This is a genomic window from Streptococcus sp. LMAG:39 (genome assembly GCF_008680485.1).
Lineage (GTDB): Bacteria > Bacillota > Bacilli > Lactobacillales > Streptococcaceae > Streptococcus > Streptococcus pasteurianus.
Genome location: NZ_NALE01000001.1, coordinates 1434704 through 1453950 on the forward strand (window position 1 = coordinate 1434704; position 19247 = coordinate 1453950).

At 37.4% G+C, this 19247-nt stretch carries 17 protein-coding genes; 13 read left to right on the forward strand and 4 right to left on the reverse strand.

Annotated features, from left to right (window positions below; genetic code table 11):
* Positions 1 to 58 precede the first annotated feature (58 nt).
* The 8 genes from CCC20_RS07360 to CCC20_RS07395 all read left to right on the forward strand — a co-directional run bounded on the left by CCC20_RS07360 (position 59) and on the right by CCC20_RS07395 (position 9961).
* Positions 59 to 424 (forward strand): Asp23/Gls24 family envelope stress response protein, encoded by a 366-nt coding sequence (locus tag CCC20_RS07360; RefSeq protein ID WP_003063261.1) that lies wholly within the window; start codon positions 59 to 61, stop codon positions 422 to 424.
* Complete coding sequence (locus CCC20_RS07365; RefSeq protein ID WP_003063264.1) at positions 424 to 2088, forward strand: DAK2 domain-containing protein; 1665 nt, start codon at positions 424 to 426, stop codon at positions 2086 to 2088. The genes CCC20_RS07360 and CCC20_RS07365 overlap by 1 nt, the downstream gene beginning before the upstream one ends.
* Positions 2089 to 2353: 265 nt before the next feature.
* Positions 2354 to 4075, forward strand: coding sequence for a dihydroxy-acid dehydratase (ilvD, locus tag CCC20_RS07370; protein ID WP_003063266.1), 1722 nt, complete (start codon positions 2354 to 2356; stop codon positions 4073 to 4075).
* Between the two features lie 133 nt (positions 4076 to 4208).
* Positions 4209 to 5912 (forward strand): acetolactate synthase large subunit, encoded by a 1704-nt coding sequence (locus CCC20_RS07375; RefSeq protein WP_285395026.1) that lies wholly within the window; start codon positions 4209 to 4211, stop codon positions 5910 to 5912.
* Entirely contained in the window at positions 5905 to 6387 is a 483-nt protein-coding gene (gene ilvN / locus CCC20_RS07380) for an acetolactate synthase small subunit (RefSeq protein ID WP_003063269.1), read from the forward strand. The genes CCC20_RS07375 and ilvN overlap by 8 nt, the downstream gene beginning before the upstream one ends.
* 69 nt (positions 6388 to 6456) lie before the next feature.
* Positions 6457 to 7479 (forward strand): ketol-acid reductoisomerase, encoded by a 1023-nt coding sequence (gene ilvC / locus CCC20_RS07385; protein WP_013851456.1) that lies wholly within the window; start codon positions 6457 to 6459, stop codon positions 7477 to 7479.
* A gap of 132 nt (positions 7480 to 7611) precedes the next feature.
* The gene (ilvA, locus tag CCC20_RS07390; protein WP_013851457.1) at positions 7612 to 8862 is read left to right on the forward strand and encodes a threonine ammonia-lyase IlvA; all 1251 of its coding nucleotides are present in this window, start codon (positions 7612 to 7614) and stop codon (positions 8860 to 8862) included.
* Between the two features lie 214 nt (positions 8863 to 9076).
* Entirely contained in the window at positions 9077 to 9961 is an 885-nt protein-coding gene (locus tag CCC20_RS07395; protein WP_003063275.1) for an SPFH domain-containing protein, read from the forward strand.
* Positions 9962 to 10050: 89 nt separating this feature from the next.
* Here CCC20_RS07395 and CCC20_RS07400 read toward each other — a convergent pair whose 3' ends face one another.
* From CCC20_RS07400 to CCC20_RS07415, 4 genes are all read right to left on the reverse strand, one after another.
* Positions 10051 to 10170, reverse strand: coding sequence for a putative metal homeostasis protein (locus tag CCC20_RS07400; protein ID WP_003063277.1), 120 nt, complete (start codon positions 10168 to 10170; stop codon positions 10051 to 10053).
* A 95-nt stretch (positions 10171 to 10265) separates the two neighbouring features.
* Positions 10266 to 10874: a VanZ family protein gene (locus CCC20_RS07405; RefSeq protein WP_013851458.1), complete on the reverse strand. Its 609-nt coding sequence runs from the start codon at positions 10872 to 10874 to the stop codon at positions 10266 to 10268.
* A 174-nt stretch (positions 10875 to 11048) separates the two neighbouring features.
* A complete protein-coding gene (locus CCC20_RS07410) occupies positions 11049 to 11789 on the reverse strand; it encodes an amino acid ABC transporter ATP-binding protein (RefSeq protein WP_003063284.1) in 741 nt (246 codons plus the stop codon).
* Positions 11789 to 13360, reverse strand: a complete 1572-nt coding sequence (locus tag CCC20_RS07415; protein ID WP_270620163.1) for an ABC transporter permease subunit — start codon at positions 13358 to 13360, stop codon at positions 11789 to 11791. Before CCC20_RS07415 ends, CCC20_RS07410 begins: the two co-directional genes overlap by 1 nt.
* A gap of 132 nt (positions 13361 to 13492) precedes the next feature.
* Between CCC20_RS07415 and CCC20_RS07420 the strand changes: the two genes are divergently transcribed.
* The 5 genes from CCC20_RS07420 (at position 13493) to sufC (ending at position 19184) form a co-directional block, all read left to right on the forward strand.
* Positions 13493 to 15388, forward strand: coding sequence for a DUF2207 domain-containing protein (locus tag CCC20_RS07420; RefSeq protein ID WP_058692732.1), 1896 nt, complete (start codon positions 13493 to 13495; stop codon positions 15386 to 15388).
* 51 nt (positions 15389 to 15439) lie between these two features.
* Positions 15440 to 16279: an undecaprenyl-diphosphate phosphatase gene (locus CCC20_RS07425; RefSeq protein WP_058692733.1), complete on the forward strand. Its 840-nt coding sequence runs from the start codon at positions 15440 to 15442 to the stop codon at positions 16277 to 16279.
* A gap of 100 nt (positions 16280 to 16379) precedes the next feature.
* Positions 16380 to 17135, forward strand: a complete 756-nt coding sequence (mecA, locus tag CCC20_RS07430; protein WP_003063294.1) for an adaptor protein MecA — start codon at positions 16380 to 16382, stop codon at positions 17133 to 17135.
* 1 nt (position 17136) lies between these two features.
* Positions 17137 to 18300, forward strand: a complete 1164-nt coding sequence (locus CCC20_RS07435; RefSeq protein ID WP_003063296.1) for a glycosyltransferase family 4 protein — start codon at positions 17137 to 17139, stop codon at positions 18298 to 18300.
* Between the two features lie 113 nt (positions 18301 to 18413).
* The gene (gene sufC / locus CCC20_RS07440) at positions 18414 to 19184 is read left to right on the forward strand and encodes a Fe-S cluster assembly ATPase SufC (RefSeq protein WP_003063299.1); all 771 of its coding nucleotides are present in this window, start codon (positions 18414 to 18416) and stop codon (positions 19182 to 19184) included.
* Positions 19185 to 19247 lie beyond the last annotated feature (63 nt).

The window sequence follows — 19247 nt, forward strand, 5'->3', positions numbered from 1 at the left end:
TTACAAGACGGCTAATATATGGTAAAATAAACTGATAAAAACTTTTGAGGTAGTAAATATGACTGTGAAAATTAATACAAAAGATGGCCAAATTGAGTTATCTGACGACGTTATTGCAACTGTTGTTGGAGGTTCCGCAACAGAAATTTTTGGTGTTGTTGGTATGGCAAGTAAAAGTGCTCTTAAGGATAATTTTCAAGCGCTTCTGCGTAAAGAAAACTACGCAAAAGGTGTTGTTGTCAAATCAACAGAAAGTGGTATTTCAGTCGATGTTTACACTGTAATGTCGTATGGTGTAAAGATTTCTGAGGTGTCAAAAAACATTCAGGAACGTGTCAAGTTCAACCTTGAAAACCAACTTGGCCTTTCAGCAGATATGGTGAATGTTTACGTACAAAATATTAAAGTTGTAGGAGAAGATTAGTGTCAAATATTACAACCAGTTTATTCCAAGAAATGGTTCAAGCTGCTAGCACACGTCTTGGAAATCAAGCAGAATATGTAAACTCCCTTAATGTTTTCCCTGTCCCAGACGGTGATACAGGAACAAATATGGGAATGACAATTGAAAATGGTGCCAAAGAAGTTGCAGATAAGCCTGCAAGTACTGTTGGAGAAGTTGGACAAATTCTATCAAAAGGTCTTTTGATGGGAGCACGTGGTAATTCAGGTGTTATCACATCTCAATTATTCCGTGGTTTCGGTCAAGCAATCAAAGATAAAGAAGAGTTAACTGGTCAAGATTTAGCTCATGCTTTCCAATCAGGTGTAGAGGTAGCTTATAAAGCTGTTATGAAACCTGTTGAAGGTACTATTTTAACTGTTTCTCGTGGAGCAGCAACTGCCGCTCTTAAGAAAGCAGAAGAAACTGACGATGCTGTTGAAGTAATGCGTGCTGCACTTGATGGTGCTAAACGTGCTTTGGCTAAAACACCAGAAATGCTTCCTGTTTTGAAAGAAGTTGGTGTTGTCGACTCAGGTGGCCAAGGTTTAGTCTTTATTTATGAAGGATTTTTAGCTGCTTTGACTGGTGAGTACATCGCTTCTGAAGATTTCAAAGCAACTCCAGCGGTAATGACTGAAATGATTAACGCTGAACACCACAAATCAGTAGCTGAACACGTTGCAACTGAAGACATTAAATACGGTTATTGTACTGAAATCATGGTTGCACTTAAACAAGGTCCTACTTATGTTAAAGAATTTAACTATGAAGAGTTCCAAGGTTATTTGAGTGGTTTAGGTGACTCACTTATCCTTGTTAACGACGATGAAATTGCTAAAGTTCACGTCCATACTGAAGATCCAGGTCTTGTTCTTCAAGAAGGGCTTAAATATGGTGCGCTTAAAAAAGTTAAAGTTGATAACATGCGTAACCAACACGACGCTGTTCTTGAAAAAGACCAAGCAGTAGCTATTAGCCAAGAAGAAAAAGACTTTGCTATTGTTGCAGTATGTGCTGGTGACGGTTTAGCTGATATCTTCAAATCACAAGGCGTTGACTACGTTATTTCTGGCGGTCAAACAATGAACCCGTCTACAGAAGATATTGTTAAAGCGATTGATGCTGTTAATGCTAAAAATGTTATTATCTTGCCAAATAATAAAAATATTTTCATGGCTGCACAATCAGCAGCAGAAGTATCTGAAGTGCCAGCGGCAGTTGTTGAAACACGCACTGTACCTCAAGGGTTTGCAAGCTTGTTAGCTTTTAACCCAGCACAATCATTGGAAGAGAACGTTGAAGCAATGACAGCCAGCCTTTCTGATGTTGTTAGCGGTAGTGTGACACTTGCTGTTCGCGATACTTCTATAGATGGTCTTGAAATCCACAAAGATGACAACCTTGGTATGGTTGATGGTAAAATCGTGGTTTCAAATCCAGATATGACAACTACATTGAAAGAAATATTTGCTAAAATGATTGACGAAGATAGTGAAATCATCACTATCTATGTTGGTGAAGAAGGAAATAAAGAATTAGCAGAAGAAATTTCTGAATATCTTGAATCAACTTACGAAGATGTTGAAGTTGAAATTCATGATGGTAAACAACCAGTTTATCCATACTTGATGAGTGTTGAATAAAAACATAATAAAGAGAGTCTGAACAATTCAGGCTCTTTTTTTCTGCCCTCAAAGAGCAATACCTATGTAAGAAATGTGTTGTTTTTATAGGAAAATGGTTTTATATATAATAGAATCAATTTATCCTATTATATAATAGAAAACGGTGCTTATATTTTGAAAAGAGAAAAAATTTTAAACTAACAAAATTTTCTGAAAATTATCTTGACTTTATTTTATAAAGTGTTAACATGGAGTGTAAGATTTAATTGATAGGAGAAAACAGATGAGAAGTGACATGATTAAGGTAGGTGTGGATAAAGCACCAGCCCGTGGTCTTCTTTATGCAACCGGGCAAGTAAAATCTGCTAAAGACATGCAAAAACCATTTATCGCAATTTGTAATTCTTACATTGATATTGTTCCTGGACATGTTCATTTGCGTGAGTTGGCAGATGTCGCCAAGGAAGCTATTCGTGAAATGGGTGGTATTCCTTTTGAATTTAATACAATTGGTGTTGACGACGGGATTGCTATGGGGCATATTGGGATGCGTTATAGCCTTCCATCACGTGAAATTATTGCGGATGCTGCTGAGACAGTTATTAATGCGCATTGGTTTGACGGTGTTTTCTACATTCCAAACTGTGATAAAATTACGCCAGGGATGATTCTAGCTGCCCTTCGTACAAATGTTCCTGCAGTTTTCTGTTCAGGTGGACCAATGAAAGGTGGCGTTGATATGACTGGACATCAAGCGACTTTATCAAGCCTTTTTGAAGCGGTCGGAACATATCAAGCTGGCGATATGTCAAAAACAGAATTAGATTATCTAGAACAAAATGCTTGCCCAACTTGTGGTTCTTGTGCGGGAATGTTCACAGCTAATTCGATGAACTCTCTTATGGAAGTGCTTGGTCTTGCTCTTCCTGGAAACGGTACGGTTCTTGCTGTTTCTGACAAACGTCGTGAATTGGTACGCCAAGCAGCAAAATATTTGATGGACAATGTCAAAAATAATTTGCGTCCACGTGATATTATCACAAAAGAAGCTATTGATGATGCTTTTGCCCTTGATATGGCTATGGGTGGTTCAACCAATACGGTTCTTCATACCCTTGCGATTGCGCGTGAAGCAGGTATTGAGTACAATCTAAAAGATATTAATGAAATTGCTAAGAAAACGCCATACCTGTCTAAAATTGCACCATCAAGCGTTTATACCATGCATGATGTTCAAGAAGCTGGCGGTATTTCAGCGATTATCAATCAATTGATTAAAAAAGGAACGATTAAGGGTGATCGCATTACAGTTACAGGTAAAACATTGAAGGAAAATGTAGCTGGCGCAGAAATCAAAAATGAGGAAATCATTCACCCACTTGAAAGTCCAATTTCACCAGTAGGTGGTTTGTCAATTCTTTATGGAAACATTGCCCAAGATGGCGCTGTTATCAAGGTCGGTGGGGTTGATTCATCTGTTAAAACCTTCCGTGGTAAGGCTATCTGTTGTGATTCACAGGATGAAGCCCTTGAATTAATTGATAATGGAACGGTTAAAAAGGGTCACGTTGTCGTTATTCGTTACGAAGGACCTCAAGGTGGTCCAGGTATGCCAGAAATGCTCGCGCCAACCTCTAAAATCGTCGGACGTGGACTTGGTAAAGATGTAGCATTGATTACAGACGGTCGTTTCTCTGGGGCAACACGTGGTATTGCGATTGGTCACGTTTCACCAGAAGCGGCAGAAGGTGGTAATATCGCCCTTATCGAAGACGGTGATGAAATCTATATTGATTTGACTAATCGTACAATTGACTTGATTGTTGATGATGCAACACTAGCAGAACGTCGTAAACACTTAAAACCATTCAAATCAAAAATTTCAAGCGGTTGGTTACGTCGTTACACGGCTTTCGCCTCATCTGCGAATTTTGGCGGTTCAATGATGACCCAAGAAGAATTTGAAGAACGTAAAGCTGAACGTGAAAGTCAGGATAAAGAATAAAGTTAAAAATAATTTGTGAAAGTGGACAAATTATTTTTAACTTTCACTTGCTTTATTTTTTTTAAATGTTATTATAGTAACAAGATGTTGGAATTTTTAGATAATTCGGAATTTACATGCAAAGGAGGACTTTGTGAAACAGATTAGATTAAAAGAATCCAAAAACGGATCAGAATTGCTATTGGAAACCTTAGCTAGTCTGGGAATAGATACAATTTTTGGCTATCCTGGTGGAGCTGTTTTACCGCTTTATGACGCTATATATAATTTTGATGGTATTCGCCATATTTTGGCACGTCATGAGCAAGGAGCCCTCCACGAAGCAGAAGGATATGCTAAATCAACAGGAAAACTTGGGGTTGCCATTGTGACCAGTGGTCCAGGTGCAACTAACGCCATTACTGGTATTGCTGACGGGATGAGTGACAGTGTTCCAATGCTTGTCTTTACTGGACAAGTTGGAATGTCAGGTATTGGGAAAGATGCTTTTCAGGAAGCTGATATTATCGGTATCACAATGCCAATTACAAAATACAACTATCAAATTCGTGATGTTGCTGATGTGCCTCGTATTATAACAGAAGCCGTTCATATCGCAACAACAGGGCGTACAGGTCCAGTTGTTATTGATTTGCCAAAAGATGTTTCAGAGACGAAAACAAGCTTTTATCATGACCCAACAGTTAATCTTCCTAGCTATCAGCCGACGGTTGAACCCAATGCACTTCAAGTGAAGAAAATTTTAACTCAATTGAAAAAGGCTAAAAGACCATTGATTATTGCTGGTGGCGGCGTTAACTATGCAGGGGCTTCGCAAGAATTAATTGCCTTTGCCGAACGTTACAATATTCCAGTTGTCTCTACGTTATTAAGTTTGGGAGCTATACCAATTGATCATCCCTTATCTTTGGGTATGGGAGGAATGCATGGTTCATACGCGTCTAATATGGCGTTAACGCAGTGTGATTTTATGATTAACTTTGGTTGCCGTTTTGCGGACCGCTTAACAGGAAATCCAAAGACATTTGCGAAAAAAGCAGTTGTAGCTCACGTTGATATTGACCCTGCAGAAATTGGGAAAGTTGTAAAAACACAGATTCCTATCGTAGGTGATGCCAAACGTGCTTTGGAAATTCTCCTTGAAGCAGATGGAGTTAAGACACGTCACGATGATTGGACAGAATCAGTTCTTGCTAATAAAGCAAAAGCACCATTTAGCTATGATTTCGATGAAACGATTATCAAACCACAGCATGCTATTGCAGCAATTGGTAAGATAACAAATGGGGATGCTATCGTTGTTACCGACGTTGGTCAACATCAAATGTGGGCAGCACAATTCTACCCATATAAAAATGCACGTCAACTCATTACATCTGGTGGACTAGGAACAATGGGATTTGGAATTCCTGCTGCTATTGGTGCTAAACTAGCTAATCCTGATAAAGAAGTTATCGTCTTTGTTGGTGATGGTGGTTTCCAAATGACTAACCAAGAGTTGGCATTGCTAAATGGTTATGGTGTTCCAATTAAGGTAGTCTTGATTAACAATCATTCACTTGGTATGGTTCGTCAGTGGCAAGAATCATTCTATGATGAACACCGTAGCGAATCAACATTTGATGATGAACCAAATTTCCAATTAATGGCAGAAGCTTACGGCATTGCTCATTATAAGTTTACAAATCCTAACACTTTGGAAGAAGATTTGAAAGTTATTACTGAGAATAAGCCAATGTTAGTTGAGGTTGCGATTTCTAATCGTGAACACGTTTATCCGATGGTTCCAACTGGTAAATCAAATAGTGAGATGTTGGGGGTGAAGTTTAATGCGTAGAATGTTGACAGCTAAGCTTCAAAATTCAACAGGTGTTCTTAACCGTTTTACAGGTGTTCTTTCGCGACGTCAGGTTAATATTGAGTCTATTTCAGTCGGGCATACTATGGAACCAAATATTTCCCGAATTACAATTATCATTGATGTTGAGAATTTGGAAGAAGTTGAACAGATTATTAAACAGTTAAATCGTTTGATTGATGTTTTACGTGTCCGTGATATTACGGATATTCCTCACTTAGAGCGTGAAGTCATTTTGGTTAAGTTAACGGCACCAACAAGCAAACGTGCTGAAATTCTGGCTGTTGTTCAGCCATTTCGTGCTAGTGTTGTTGATGTTGCTCCAAAATCTATTACGATTCAGGTGACAGGTGATGCAGATAAAATTGAAGCGCTTCTTCGTGTAGTAAAACCGTATGGTATTCAAAATCTTGCTCGTACAGGTGCGACAGGATTTTCAAGAGATTTTTCTTGATAAACATTAATCTAGTTAACTCTGATGCCTTGGGCATTTAAAATAAAAAATAGAAAAGAGATATTTATTATGGCAGTAACAATGGAATACGAAAAAGATGTAAAAGTAGCAGCTCTTGATGGTAAAAAAATTGCTATTATTGGTTATGGCTCACAAGGTCATGCCCATGCACAAAACTTGCGTGATTCAGGTCATGATGTTATCATTGGTGTTCGCCATGGTAAATCATTTGATAAAGCAAAAGAAGATGGTTTTGATACTTATGAAGTAGCAGAAGCAACTAAACTTGCAGATGTTATCATGATTTTGGCACCAGATGAAATTCAAGCGGACCTTTATGCCAAAGAAATTGCTCCTAACCTTGAAGCTGGTAATGCTCTTGGATTTGCCCATGGTTTCAATATCCGCTTTGAATACATTAAAGCTCCAGAAACTGTAGATGTCTTTATGTGTGCTCCTAAAGGACCTGGTCACCTTGTACGCCGTACTTACACTGAAGGATTTGGTGTACCAGCACTTTACGCTGTTTACCAAGATGCTACTGGTAATGCTAAAGATATTGCTATGGACTGGGCTAAAGGTGTTGGTGCTGCGCGTGTTGGACTTCTTGAAACAACATTTAAAGAAGAAACTGAAGAAGATCTTTTCGGTGAACAAGCAGTTCTCTGTGGTGGTTTAACTGCCCTTATCGAAGCTGGTTTTGAAGTTCTTACAGAAGCTGGTTATGCTCCTGAATTGGCATACTTTGAAGTTCTTCATGAAATGAAACTTATCGTTGACCTTATTTATGAAGGTGGCTTTAAGAAAATGCGTCAATCAATTTCGAATACAGCTGAATTTGGTGACTATGTATCAGGACCACGTGTTATCACTAAAGACGTTAAAGAAAACATGAAAGCTGTTCTTGCAGATATCCAATCTGGTCAATTTGCAGAAGACTTTGTTAATGACTATAAATCAGGTCGTCCAAAACTTGAAGCTTACCGTAAAGAAGCTGCAGACCTTGAAATCGAAAAAGTAGGTAGTGAACTTCGTAAGGCAATGCCATTTGTTGGACAAAATGATGACGATGCATTCAAAATTTATAATTAATTTTTGAAGAGACTTACTGATAAAATACCGATGTTTGTCATCGGTTTTTTATCTATTAGTTGACTAAATGGTTTTAAGTTTTCTATGTGTGCATAGAAAAATCGAAATTTTTGAATATAAGAAGGTTGGTTTATGATTTTAGCTAAGGATGTTGTCAATGCCTATGACGTTTTAAAGGGTGTTGTTGAGCGTACACCGCTTGATTTTGACCGCTATTTGTCAGAAAAATATGGTGCAACAGTTTATTTAAAACGTGAAAATATGCAAAAAGTGCGTTCGTTTAAAATTCGTGGGGCATATTATGCTATCCATGAGTTGTCTGATGAGGAGAAAAAACGTGGTGTGGTTTGTGCTTCTGCTGGAAACCATGCACAAGGTGTTGCTTTTACTTGTCACGAAATGAAAATTCCTGCAACAATTTTTATGCCTGTTACGACGCCGCAACAGAAAATTGGACAAGTTAAATTTTTTGGTGGACCTTACGTCACTATTAAGCTTGTTGGTGATACTTTTGATGCTTCCGCACAAGCTGCACAAGAATTCACTAAGTCGGAAGGGATGACCTTTATTGATCCGTTTGATGACGAAGCTGTTCAAGCTGGTCAAGGAACGGTCGCTTATGAAATCTATGAGCAAGCCCAAGAAGAGGGTGTTGTCTTTGATCAAATTTATGTTCCAGTTGGTGGAGGAGGTTTGATTTCAGGAGTAGCCACTTACATTAAAGATGTGGCACCTGAAATTGAGGTCGTTGGTGTGGAAGCTTCAGGTGCTCGTAGTATGCGTGCTGCCTTTGATAAAGGGCATCCTGTCAAATTAGAAGAAATCGATAAATTTGCAGACGGTATTGCCGTGCAAAAAGTCGGAGATAAAACATTTGAAACAGCTCGCAAGTATGTTGATAAATTGGTCGGTGTGGACGAAGGTTTGATTTCTGAAACATTGATTGATATGTACTCTAAACAAGGGATTATCGCAGAACCTGCTGGAGCAGCGTCAATTGCAGCACTTGAAGTGATGAAAGATGACATCAAAGGAAAAACAATTGTTTGCATCATTTCTGGAGGGAACAATGACATTAATCGTATGCAAGAAATGGAAGAACGTGCACTTATTTATGACGGTGTCAAACACTACTTTGTAGTCAATTTCCCACAACGTCCAGGTGCGTTACGTGAATTTGTAAATAATATTCTTGGACCAAATGATGATATTACGCGTTTTGAGTACATTAAACGCGCCAATAAAGGAAGAGGACCAGTTCTGATTGGTATTACTTTAGGTGATAAAAATGATTACAATGATTTAATTAATCGTTTGTCAGCATTTGACTCATCCTACATCAATTTACATGGGAATGAAAGTCTCTATAATTTACTTGTTTGATAACAATGAAACCTAGTTGTGGTTTATATCCTGACTAGGTTTTTTTATGTCTTTTTGCTTGACTTTTTAGAGAAATACAATATAATTGTATTAATTGATGGGTACAAGAGGGGATTTTATGAATACTGTGTGGTTTATTATTTTTTGTTCTCTTATTACTATCGGATGTGCGATTTCTAGTAGTAAAAAGAAATAGTTTTAAAGGAGATTTATCATGATTTTAATTGTTTTAGTTATTTTTCTTATGGTTCTTTTGAGTGTTGTTGCTAGCACACTTTATGTGGTACGTCAACAAACCGTTGTTATTATCGAACGTTTTGGGAAATACCAAACGACATCTGGTAGTGGTATACATGTGCGTCTGCCGTTTGGGATTGATAAAATTGCTGCGCGTATTCAGTTGCGCCTTTTGCAATCTGAAATCGTTGTGGAAACGAAAACTAAGGATAATGTTTTTGTGACTTTGAATGTTGCTACGCAGTACCGTGTTAATGAACAGAATGTTACCGACGCTTATTACAAACTCATGCGCCCAGAAGCTCAAATTAAGTCATACATTGAGGATGCTCTACGTTCATCAGTACCAAAATTGACTTTGGATGAATTATTTGAGAAAAAAGATGAAATTGCACTTGAAGTGCAACATCAAGTGGCTGAAGAAATGTCAACTTATGGTTACGTTATTGTTAAAACATTAATTACTAAAGTTGAACCAGATGCTGAAGTTAAACAATCAATGAATGAAATCAATGCGGCACAGCGTAAACGTGTGGCAGCTCAAGAATTGGCTAATGCTGATAAGATTAAAATCGTCACAGCTGCCGAAGCTGAAGCAGAAAAAGATCGTTTGCATGGTGTTGGTATTGCGCAACAACGTAAAGCTATCGTGGATGGTCTTGCTGAATCAATCCAAGAATTGAAAAATGCTAATGTTGGAATGACAGAAGAACAAATCATGTCTATCCTTTTGACTAACCAATACCTTGATACGCTAAATACCTTTGCAGCTAAGGGGAATCAAACACTTTTCTTGCCAAATCACCCAGAGGGAATCGAAGACATTCGTACCCAAATTTTGTCATCCTTAAAGGCAAAATAATAACCAAAAAAAAGACCTATTGCAGGCGGAAGGAAGCCTTGCAATAGGTCTTTTAATCTGGCAATATTAGGGATTAATAATGTAAGGAATTAATTTGCTTTTTTGAAGCGTTTATAATCATGAATGATTTTCAACGCACGTTTCCGTGTTTTTATATTGGGACTTTTTAATCTACGATAAGCAGATGCTAAATCGACTTTTTCAGCCATATCAACCTCCTTGTGATAGATTTATTAACGTTAACAAAAAATAGTATAACACAAATTACTTAACCAGTAAAGCATTTTGTGTTATACTAAATTTTTTAAGAGAATTTGATTATTTTTTGTGTGATATGTTGACTTAACCATTTTCTTAAAGCAGTTTGATGTAGCAGAGTGCCAATACTAATGCTCAAGAGGTTAAGGGTGACATCTCCTAAATCAAAAATACCAAGGTGGAAAACGTATTGGGCTGTTTCAATCGTCAGTAAACCAAAGAAAGCTAGGATAAAATTTTCTTTGGAAGGTCGGAAAAGAAAGCCCAAAGGTATAAACATAACAAGGTTCATAATAGGAACAAAGCGGCTACCACTTGTAAAGTCAGAAATAAACGATAATGGATTAAAAGAATAGCCTTGGATACCGATATTTTTCAGCAAAATCACGTAAATCAAAATCATAAAATAAATGAAGTAAGAGACAGCGACTGTCAAACTTGTAATCTTCTTAGTATAAACTAAGTGTATTAGAATGAACGTGAAATAAGTTAAAATCAGTGTAATAATAGTATTTAAGGCAAGGGTAAATGAGACACCATAAGAGGAAATGTAATGGGTATAAGTCATCAGATAGTGTTCATAAAACCAACTTGAAAAAGCAAAAGATACAAGAGTTAATGCGATATTGATGATACTTCTTTTTAAAGTTGCCATTTTGATTTCCTCCTTCTAGTGATTAATAGTCGGGTTAATTTTTATTATCGTTAGTATAAGCTAGGAAACTTATAATTATATTAAAAAGATTTTTTGAAAAATGTTAGCAATTTTATGCTATTTAGAAACTAAAAAAAGCTGGGATGTTGTTGTCTCCAGCTTTGTATTTAAACTTTATTTTAAGAAACGTTGTAAGAAAACTTTTGTACGTTCTTGTTGTGGATGTTCAAAGATTTGTTCAGGTGTTCCCTCTTCGGCGATAACGCCTTTATCCATGAAAATCACACGGTCAGAAACTTCTTTGGCGAATTCCATTTCGTGAGTAACGATAATCATTGTTAAACCAGATTTGGCAAGGTCTTGCATTGTTTTTAAAACTTCTCCGACCATTTCTGGGTCAAGGGCTGAAGTTGGTTCGTCAAAGAGCATTGCTTCAGGATTGACAGAGAGGGCGCGTGCGATAGCCACACGTTGTTTTTGACCGCCAGAGAGTTGTTTTGGTTTTGCTTTCCAGTATTGCTCTGTCATACCGACTTTTGTAAGATTTTCTTTGGCGATTTTTTCAGCTTCGTCACGTGAACGTTTGAGAACAGTTGTTTGGGCAACGATGGCATTTTCTAAAACGTTAAGATTTTCAAAAAGGTTAAATGATTGGAAAACCATGCCCAATTTTTCACGATATTCTGTCAAATTATAATCTTTTTTAAGAACATTTTGCCCGTGAAAGAGGATTTCACCAGCTGTTGGTTCTTCTAAAAGGTTGATAGAACGAAGAAATGTCGATTTTCCTGAACCTGATGAACCGATAATCGAAATAACTTCACCTTTAGTTACTGAAAGTGAAATATCTTTGAGGACTTCATTTTGTCCGTAAGATTTTTTTAAATGTTTAATATCAATGATAGCTTGTGTCATTATTTCACCTCTTTCGTTTGGTTTTGGTTAGCACCAGTTGTGTAGGTGTCCGCATCGAAACGACGTTCAATAAATCGTAGGATACGTGTCACAGTAAAGGTGAGGATAAAGTAAATAATCGCGATAATAGTAAATGTTTGGAAATATTGATAAGTTTGTGTCGCAACGGTGTTACCTGAGAAGTAAAGTTCGACAACGGAAATAACGTTCAATACAGAAGTATCTTTGATATTGATGACAAATTCGTTACCTGTTGCTGGCAAAATATTGCGGACAACTTGTGGAAGAACGATTTTGCGCATGGTTTGTCCGTGGGTAAATCCGAGTGCTGTTGCGGCTTCGAATTGACCTTTATCAACGGCGAAGATACCACCGCGGACGATTTCGCTCATGTAAGCACCAGTATTGATTGAAACGATAAGGACAGCGGCTAAGGTACGGTCAATTGAGATTCCAAAAGCTTGAGCAGTACCATAGTAAATAACCATCGCTTGTACAATCATTGGCGTACCACGAAAGACTTCAATATAGACATTGAGTACCCAACCGAAAGCTTTTTGAAGTCCAGCTAATAATTTATTGGCAGCTTTTGGAGCGGTACGGTAAACACCGATGAGAAGTCCGATAAAGAGACCGACAACTGTACCAATAATTGAGATGAAGAGTGTCACTCCAGCACCACGTAAGAATTGATTCCAGTTATTTTTGAAAATTGTCCACATGTCAGTGAAGAAGCTGCTGTTTTTATCTTCTTCAGAATTATCAGATGGTTGTTCTTCAATCATTTTATCCATGAGTTCCAAACGTTCATCTTCTGAAATACCAGCTAAAACAGCGTTGACTTTAGCGAGCATTTCTGTGTCGTCTTTGCGAAGCCCAACGGCAATAGCTGTATCAGATTCTGATGTTGAAAAACCTTGACCTTCTTCAAATGAAATCATCTTGAAGTCGCTATTAGCGTTTTCGGCTGAGATGGCATCTGGACGTTCAGAAACATAACCGTCAATGATACCAGATTCAAGAGCTTGACGCATTTGGTTGAAGTCACCCATGGCAGTTTCTTTAGTTGCACCGCTAATTTGGTCAATGAGGTTATAAAGGTAAACACCTTGTTGAGATGTTAATTTTGCACCTGAAAAGTCAGCTAGAGATGTTGCATTGGCATAATCGCCTTTTTTAGAAACAACGATTACGGGATAACTTGTGTAGTAACTATCTGAAAAGGCAATTTCTTTTTTGCGTTCATCAGTTGGGCTCATTCCGGCAGCAATCATATCGATTTTCCCAGAAGTAAGTGCAGGAATTAACCCTGTCCAAGTTGTTTTGACAACGAGAAGTTCCTTGCCTAAACTGTCTGCAATTTTCTTAGCAATTTGGACATCATATCCGTTAGCATATTGGTTTGTTCCTTCGATAGGAACAGCTCCGTTAGAATCATCATCTTGTGTCCAGTTGAAGGGAGCGTAGGCAGCCTCCATACCGATACGAAGGTATTCGTCAGCGTGTATGCTAGTCATTCCTCCAAAGAGAAGAAGAACAGCTGCAAAACAACTTAAAAGTAACTTTTTCATTTAAGACTCCTGTCTATTCTTATACCCTACCATTTTACAAGAAATAGATTTTGATTTCAATATAATCATCCTAAAAATAGAATATTTATACAATGAAATATGGTAAAATAAGGGAGAGGAAAGGAGTAGGAGATGATGAAAAAATTAACATTATTTTTGCTTGCTATTATTACATTTTTGGGATTGTCCGTTCAGGTTAATGCTGAAGTTGACTACAGTATTAGCCATTATGACGGTGTCTTAGAAATACATAACGATAATTCAGCTGATTTTATTCAGAAGATTACGTATCAGTTTGATTCGTCTTATAATGGGCAAATTGTAACATTGGGAGAAGCTGGTAATATGCCAGCTGGTTTTTCGGTAAATAGTCAACCTGAAATTTCGGCAGAAGTTAATGGAACTAGCAGAGAAGTTGACACTAGAATTTCTAATCTTGGTGATGGTTATGAAGTGAAAGTTTATAATGCTGGTTCGAGTGGTGATACTGTTGTGGTTACTGTGCACTGGCAATTATCGCAATTGTTGTTTCCGTATTCAGATGTTGTCGAATTAAACTGGGTACCAATCAGTGATTGGGATGAAACCTTGCATAATGTGAATTTTACGGTAACCACGGATAAGTCCACTTCCAATCGCCAATTGTGGGCACATACAGGTTATCTGAATTCAACAACAGTTACCAAAATGTCGAATGGTTATCAAATTTCAGCTAAAAATGTTAGTGGTAAATTGGAGCTACACGCTTATTGGGACCATTCAATTTTTGAAAATGTTAGCTTATCATCTAAGAATCGAAAGTCAGCTATTATCAAACAAGAGGCTAAAATTGTTCATAGAAGTCAAGTTTTACAGATGTTGTTATTTTATATCTTGCCAGCAATTGTTATTATATTGATAGTGGGTGCTTTAGTGGTATTTTTCAGAGCATTCAGACTTGCTGGACAATATGAACATTTTGATAGAAAAATACGTTCTTACGAAGCGCCAGAGGACTGGTCGCCACTTTTAGTATTGAAATACATTTATGATGTGGATCTGCAACATTTGGATACTAAAGGCAGTTCAATTCCACAAAAGTTTAATTTTGAGACAGCTATGCAAGCAACCTTGCTTGATTTGATTGACCGTAAGGTTATTAGCGTTGATAATAAGGAGTTGTTCTGTCATCTTGATATGCCGATGATGGATTATGAAGCCGAAGTGATTGATATGGCATTTGGTGGAAAAGAGAAAATAATTATTGATGATCTTTTTGCTGATTACCATTTTGATGATACTTTGCTGAATAAGTATAAAAAACAATATAAAGGTAAAACACTAGAAAGCAAGCTTAATAAGATAGGAAATGATTTTAATCGCCGATACAATGCTAAATTGAATAGCATTAATAAGTTAGTGGAAAAAGAGGTGACGAGTCAAAACTTACCAGCTATTCGTCAAGAATTATCTGAAGGAACTAAGAGTACCATTTCGTTGGCACGTCGCTTCCTACTGGTAGCAATGCTCGTAGTAACTTTAAGCGGTGTCTACTCATTTATGCAGGAGCATTGGATTTTTCTCATATACGGTACTTTACTAGCAATTGTGATTTTCATGCTGTTTTACATTAACCGAAAAACGCATTATTCTACCGAACATGGAACGATAACAGCTGAGGGTCAACAACGTGTGCAAGCATGGGTTAGCTTTACCAATATGATGCGTGACATTGATAAATTTGATAAAGTTGATATTCAAGGTGTCGTTGTTTGGAATCGTATCTTGGTTTATGCTACTTTATTTGGTTATGCTAAACGGGTGCAAAAATACCTTGATTTTAATGCTATCAAGCTTGCAAATGAATCAGTTATTTTAACCAATCAAGAACTAGGTTATATGATTGGTATGCATACTCATCAGCTAGGTCTAGCTAGTCACAATGCGAACATGGCTGCTCATTTTTCCGTTTCCTCTGGTAGCTCCGGCTCAGGTGGCGGTGGAGGATTTTCTGGCGGCGGAGGCGGCGGTGGAGGCGGAGCGTTTTAAAAACGCTTCAAATCTGCTATAATTGAAGAGATATAAATTTAAGGAGAACTTATGTTATTTTTCGAACTACTAAAGGCTATCTTTTTAGGGATAGTTGAGGGAATTACAGAGTGGTTACCTGTTTCAAGTACAGGACACTTGATTTTGGTTCAAGAATTTATCAGTTTGAACCAAAGCAAAGCGTTTTTGGATATGTTCAATATTGTTATCCAATTGGGAGCAATATTGGCTGTTATCGTAATTTACTTTAAACGTTTGAACCCATTTCAACCTGGTAAAACAGCGCGTGAAGTCCAATTAACATGGCAATTATGGTTAAAAGTTGTTATTGCTTGTATTCCATCAATTTTGATTGCGTTGCCGCTTGATGATTGGTTTGAAGCACATTTTAATCACATGGTTCCAATCGCCATTGCTTTGATTGTTTATGGGATTGCTTTTATCTGGATTGAAAAACGCAATGCTAATGTTGAACCGCAGGTTACTGAACTTGCTCGTATGCCTTATTTAACCGCTTTTTGGATTGGTTGCTTCCAAGTTCTTAGTATTATTCCAGGGACAAGTCGCTCAGGTGCTACAATTCTAGGGGCAATTATTGTGGGAACAAGTCGTTCAGTTGCTGCTGACTTTACTTTCTTCCTTGCTATCCCAACAATGTTTGGTTATAGTGGCTTGAAGGCAGTTAAGTTCTTCCTAGATGGAAATGTTCTTAGTTTCAGTCAATTTTTAATTTTAATGGTTGCTAGTGTAACAGCATTCCTTGTCAGCCTTTACGTTATCCGCTTCTTGACTGATTATGTTAAAAAACATGATTTCACTATTTTCGGTAAATATCGTATCGTTTTAGGTTCGATTCTTATTGTTTATAGTATCTTGAAAGCTATCTTTTAATAACTAAGCAGCCTCTCAAGGGCTGCTTTTATAGCGTAAAAATTGAAAAAGTCCGACTTTTCTTGTATAATAAAATGACTACTCGTGCGAGGTAATTAGTATGGAAATGAAACAGATTAGCGAGACAACGCTAAAAATAACGATTAGTATGGAAGATTTGGAAGAACGTGGCATGGAGTTGAAAGATTTTTTGATTCCACAAGAAAAGACAGAGGAGTTCTTCTACTCAGTAATGGACGAATTAGATTTACCAGATAATTTCAAAGATAGCGGAATGCTTAGTTTCCGTGTGACACCAAGAAAAGACCGTATTGATGTCTTTGTTACAAAATCTGAAATTAATAAAGAAATTAATTTTGAAGATTTAGCTGCATTTGACGACGTGTCAAACATGTCACCTGAGGAATTTTTCAAAACATTGGAACAAACAATGCTTTCTAAAGGTGATACTGAAGCGCATGAAAAATTAGGAAAAATTGAAGAAATGATGGAAAGTGCTGTTGAGGAGGTTCTCACAGAACAAGCTCAAACAGAACCATCAGAAGATGACATTAATCCATCTGACTATGTTCATTATGTCTTTGATTTTCAAACGCTTGAAGCTGTAGTAGCCTTTGCTAAAGCAATTGATTTTCCGGTTGAAGCATCAGAACTCTACAAAGATGGTGGTCTTTACCACATGACCATTTTACTTGATTTACAAAATCATCCGTCATACTATGCGAATTTGATGTATGCTCGTTTGTTGGAATATGCTAGCACAGGTACAAAAACGCGTGCTTATTTGCAAGAGCACGGTCTTGAAATGTTAGCAGATGACGCTGTTGTAAAATTAAAAATGATTGAGTTGGTATAATATGGCACCCTTTACAATTGAATATGTTCTTGTTTTAATCGGCGCTTTCTTACTATCATTATTTTTGACACCGATTGTTCGTTTTATTGCATTTCGTGTTGGAGCTGTTGATAATCCAAATGCTAGACGTGTCAACGAAGTACCTATGCCAAGCAGCGGTGGATTAGCAATTTTTATCTCTTTCTTGATTTCAGCCTTAATTCTAATGCCAAGGGTTTTGAAAGAGCCGATATGGACAACATCTTATTTTGATTATATTTTGCCAGTCGTTATTGGTGGATTGATTATCACAACGATTGGTTTTATCGATGATATTTACGAATTGAAACCTAAGACAAAAATGGCAGGCATTATTCTTGGAGCTGTTGTTGTCTGGGCATTTACAGATTTCCGATTTGATAGTTTTAAAATACCGTTTGGCGGTCCTTTGCTCGAGTTTAATTCAGTAATTACTTTCTTTTTAACCGTCTTTTGGATTATTTCGATTACCAATGCAATGAATTTGATTGACGGTTTAGATGGTTTGGTTAGTGGTGTATCAATCATTAGCCTTGTTACAATGGCTTTGGTTTCGTATTTCTTTTTACCGCAAACTGATTTTTACCTAACGTTGACAATCTTACTTTTGATTGCTTGTATTGCAGGTTTCTTCCCTTATAACTACAACCCTGCGATTATTTATCTGGGAGACACGGGTGCTCTGTTTATAGGTTTTATGATTGGTGTTTTATCATTACAAGGGTTGAAAAATTCAACAGCTGTTGCCGTGGTAACGCCAGTTATCATTCTTGGTGTACCAATACTAGATACTACTGTGGCGATTATTCGTCGTAAATTGTCAGGGCGTCCAGCGACGGAAGCAGACAAGATGCACTTGCATCACCGCCTTTTGGCAATGGGATTCACGCATCGTGGAGCAGTTTTAGTGGTTTATGGTATTGCCATTCTCTTTTCACTTATCGCCTTGTTGCTAAATGTCTCTAGCCGTCTTGGCGGTGTGCTTTTAATGGTTGGTGTTGCCTTTGCTTTAGAAGTCTTTATTGAAGGGCTAGAAATTTGGGGAGTAGGGCGTACACCACTCTTTGATACGCTTAAATTTATCGGAAATAGCGATTATCGCCAAGCAACCATGCTAAAATGGAAAAATCGCAAAAATAATAAGTGATTGAAAAGCCTATTATGGCTTTTTTTTGATATAATGACTAGTAACCCTATAGAACTGCGGTAATTTTCAGAAAAAAGTTACTGTCGTATTTGATTAATTGGAGGAATGTACACATGTCTGTACTTGAAATAAAAGATCTTCATGTTTCTATTGAAGATAAAGAAATTTTAAAAGGTGTCAATCTAACCCTTAAGACTGGAGAGATTGCTGCGATTATGGGACCTAATGGTACTGGTAAATCAACTTTATCAGCAGCTATTATGGGAAATCCAAATTATGAGGTTACTCAAGGCGAAATTTTGCTTGACGGTGAAAATATCCTTGAACTCGAAGTTGACGAACGTGCACGTCTTGGGCTTTTTCTTGCTATGCAATACCCATCTGAAATTCCAGGAATTACCAATGCTGAATTTATCCGTGCAGCTATGAATGCTGGAAAAGAAGATGACGATAAAATTTCAGTTATGGATTTCATCACAAAGCTTGATGAAAAAATGGAATTTCTTGGCATGAAAGAAGAAATGGCAGAACGTTACCTTAACGAAGGTTTCTCAGGTGGTGAGAAAAAACGTAATGAAATTCTTCAATTGCTAATGCTCGAACCTAAATTTGCACTTCTTGACGAAATTGATTCAGGACTTGATATCGATGCTCTTAAAATTGTTTCAAAAGGTGTTAACGCTATGCGTGGCGATAATTTTGGAGCTATGATTATCACTCACTATCAACGACTTCTCAACTATATTACACCAGATGTGGTGCATATTATGATGGATGGACGTGTTGTTCTTTCAGGTGATGCTGAACTTGCTGCCCGTCTTGAAAAAGAAGGCTATGCAAAAATTGCAGAAGAACTTGGACTAAAATACGAAGAAGAAGTGTAATTGATGATGTCAAAGTCTGCTTTTGGCAGACGATACTCGTATGATGACTATGAAAAGGAGTAA

What these genes read in the sequence shown, in the direction of transcription:
- CCC20_RS07400 (WP_003063277.1), bottom strand. Translation starts at nt 10,170, where the DNA reads ATGGCTGAAAAAGTCGATTTAGCATCTGCTTATCGTAGATTAAAAAGT.
- CCC20_RS07425 (WP_058692733.1), top strand. Translation starts at nt 15,440, where the DNA reads ATGTTATTTTTCGAACTACTAAAGGCTATCTTTTTAGGGATAGTTGAG.
- mecA (WP_003063294.1), top strand. Translation starts at nt 16,380, where the DNA reads ATGGAAATGAAACAGATTAGCGAGACAACGCTAAAAATAACGATTAGT.
- CCC20_RS07395 (WP_003063275.1), top strand. Translation starts at nt 9,077, where the DNA reads ATGATTTTAATTGTTTTAGTTATTTTTCTTATGGTTCTTTTGAGTGTT.
- CCC20_RS07435 (WP_003063296.1), top strand. Translation starts at nt 17,137, where the DNA reads ATGGCACCCTTTACAATTGAATATGTTCTTGTTTTAATCGGCGCTTTC.
- CCC20_RS07405 (WP_013851458.1), bottom strand. Translation starts at nt 10,874, where the DNA reads ATGGCAACTTTAAAAAGAAGTATCATCAATATCGCATTAACTCTTGTA.
- ilvC (WP_013851456.1), top strand. Translation starts at nt 6,457, where the DNA reads ATGGCAGTAACAATGGAATACGAAAAAGATGTAAAAGTAGCAGCTCTT.
- sufC (WP_003063299.1), top strand. Translation starts at nt 18,414, where the DNA reads ATGTCTGTACTTGAAATAAAAGATCTTCATGTTTCTATTGAAGATAAA.
- CCC20_RS07410 (WP_003063284.1), bottom strand. Translation starts at nt 11,789, where the DNA reads ATGACACAAGCTATCATTGATATTAAACATTTAAAAAAATCTTACGGA.
- CCC20_RS07415 (WP_270620163.1), bottom strand. Translation starts at nt 13,360, where the DNA reads ATGAAAAAGTTACTTTTAAGTTGTTTTGCAGCTGTTCTTCTTCTCTTT.
- CCC20_RS07360 (WP_003063261.1), top strand. Translation starts at nt 59, where the DNA reads ATGACTGTGAAAATTAATACAAAAGATGGCCAAATTGAGTTATCTGAC.
- ilvA (WP_013851457.1), top strand. Translation starts at nt 7,612, where the DNA reads ATGATTTTAGCTAAGGATGTTGTCAATGCCTATGACGTTTTAAAGGGT.
- CCC20_RS07420 (WP_058692732.1), top strand. Translation starts at nt 13,493, where the DNA reads ATGATGAAAAAATTAACATTATTTTTGCTTGCTATTATTACATTTTTG.
- ilvD (WP_003063266.1), top strand. Translation starts at nt 2,354, where the DNA reads ATGAGAAGTGACATGATTAAGGTAGGTGTGGATAAAGCACCAGCCCGT.
- ilvN (WP_003063269.1), top strand. Translation starts at nt 5,905, where the DNA reads ATGCGTAGAATGTTGACAGCTAAGCTTCAAAATTCAACAGGTGTTCTT.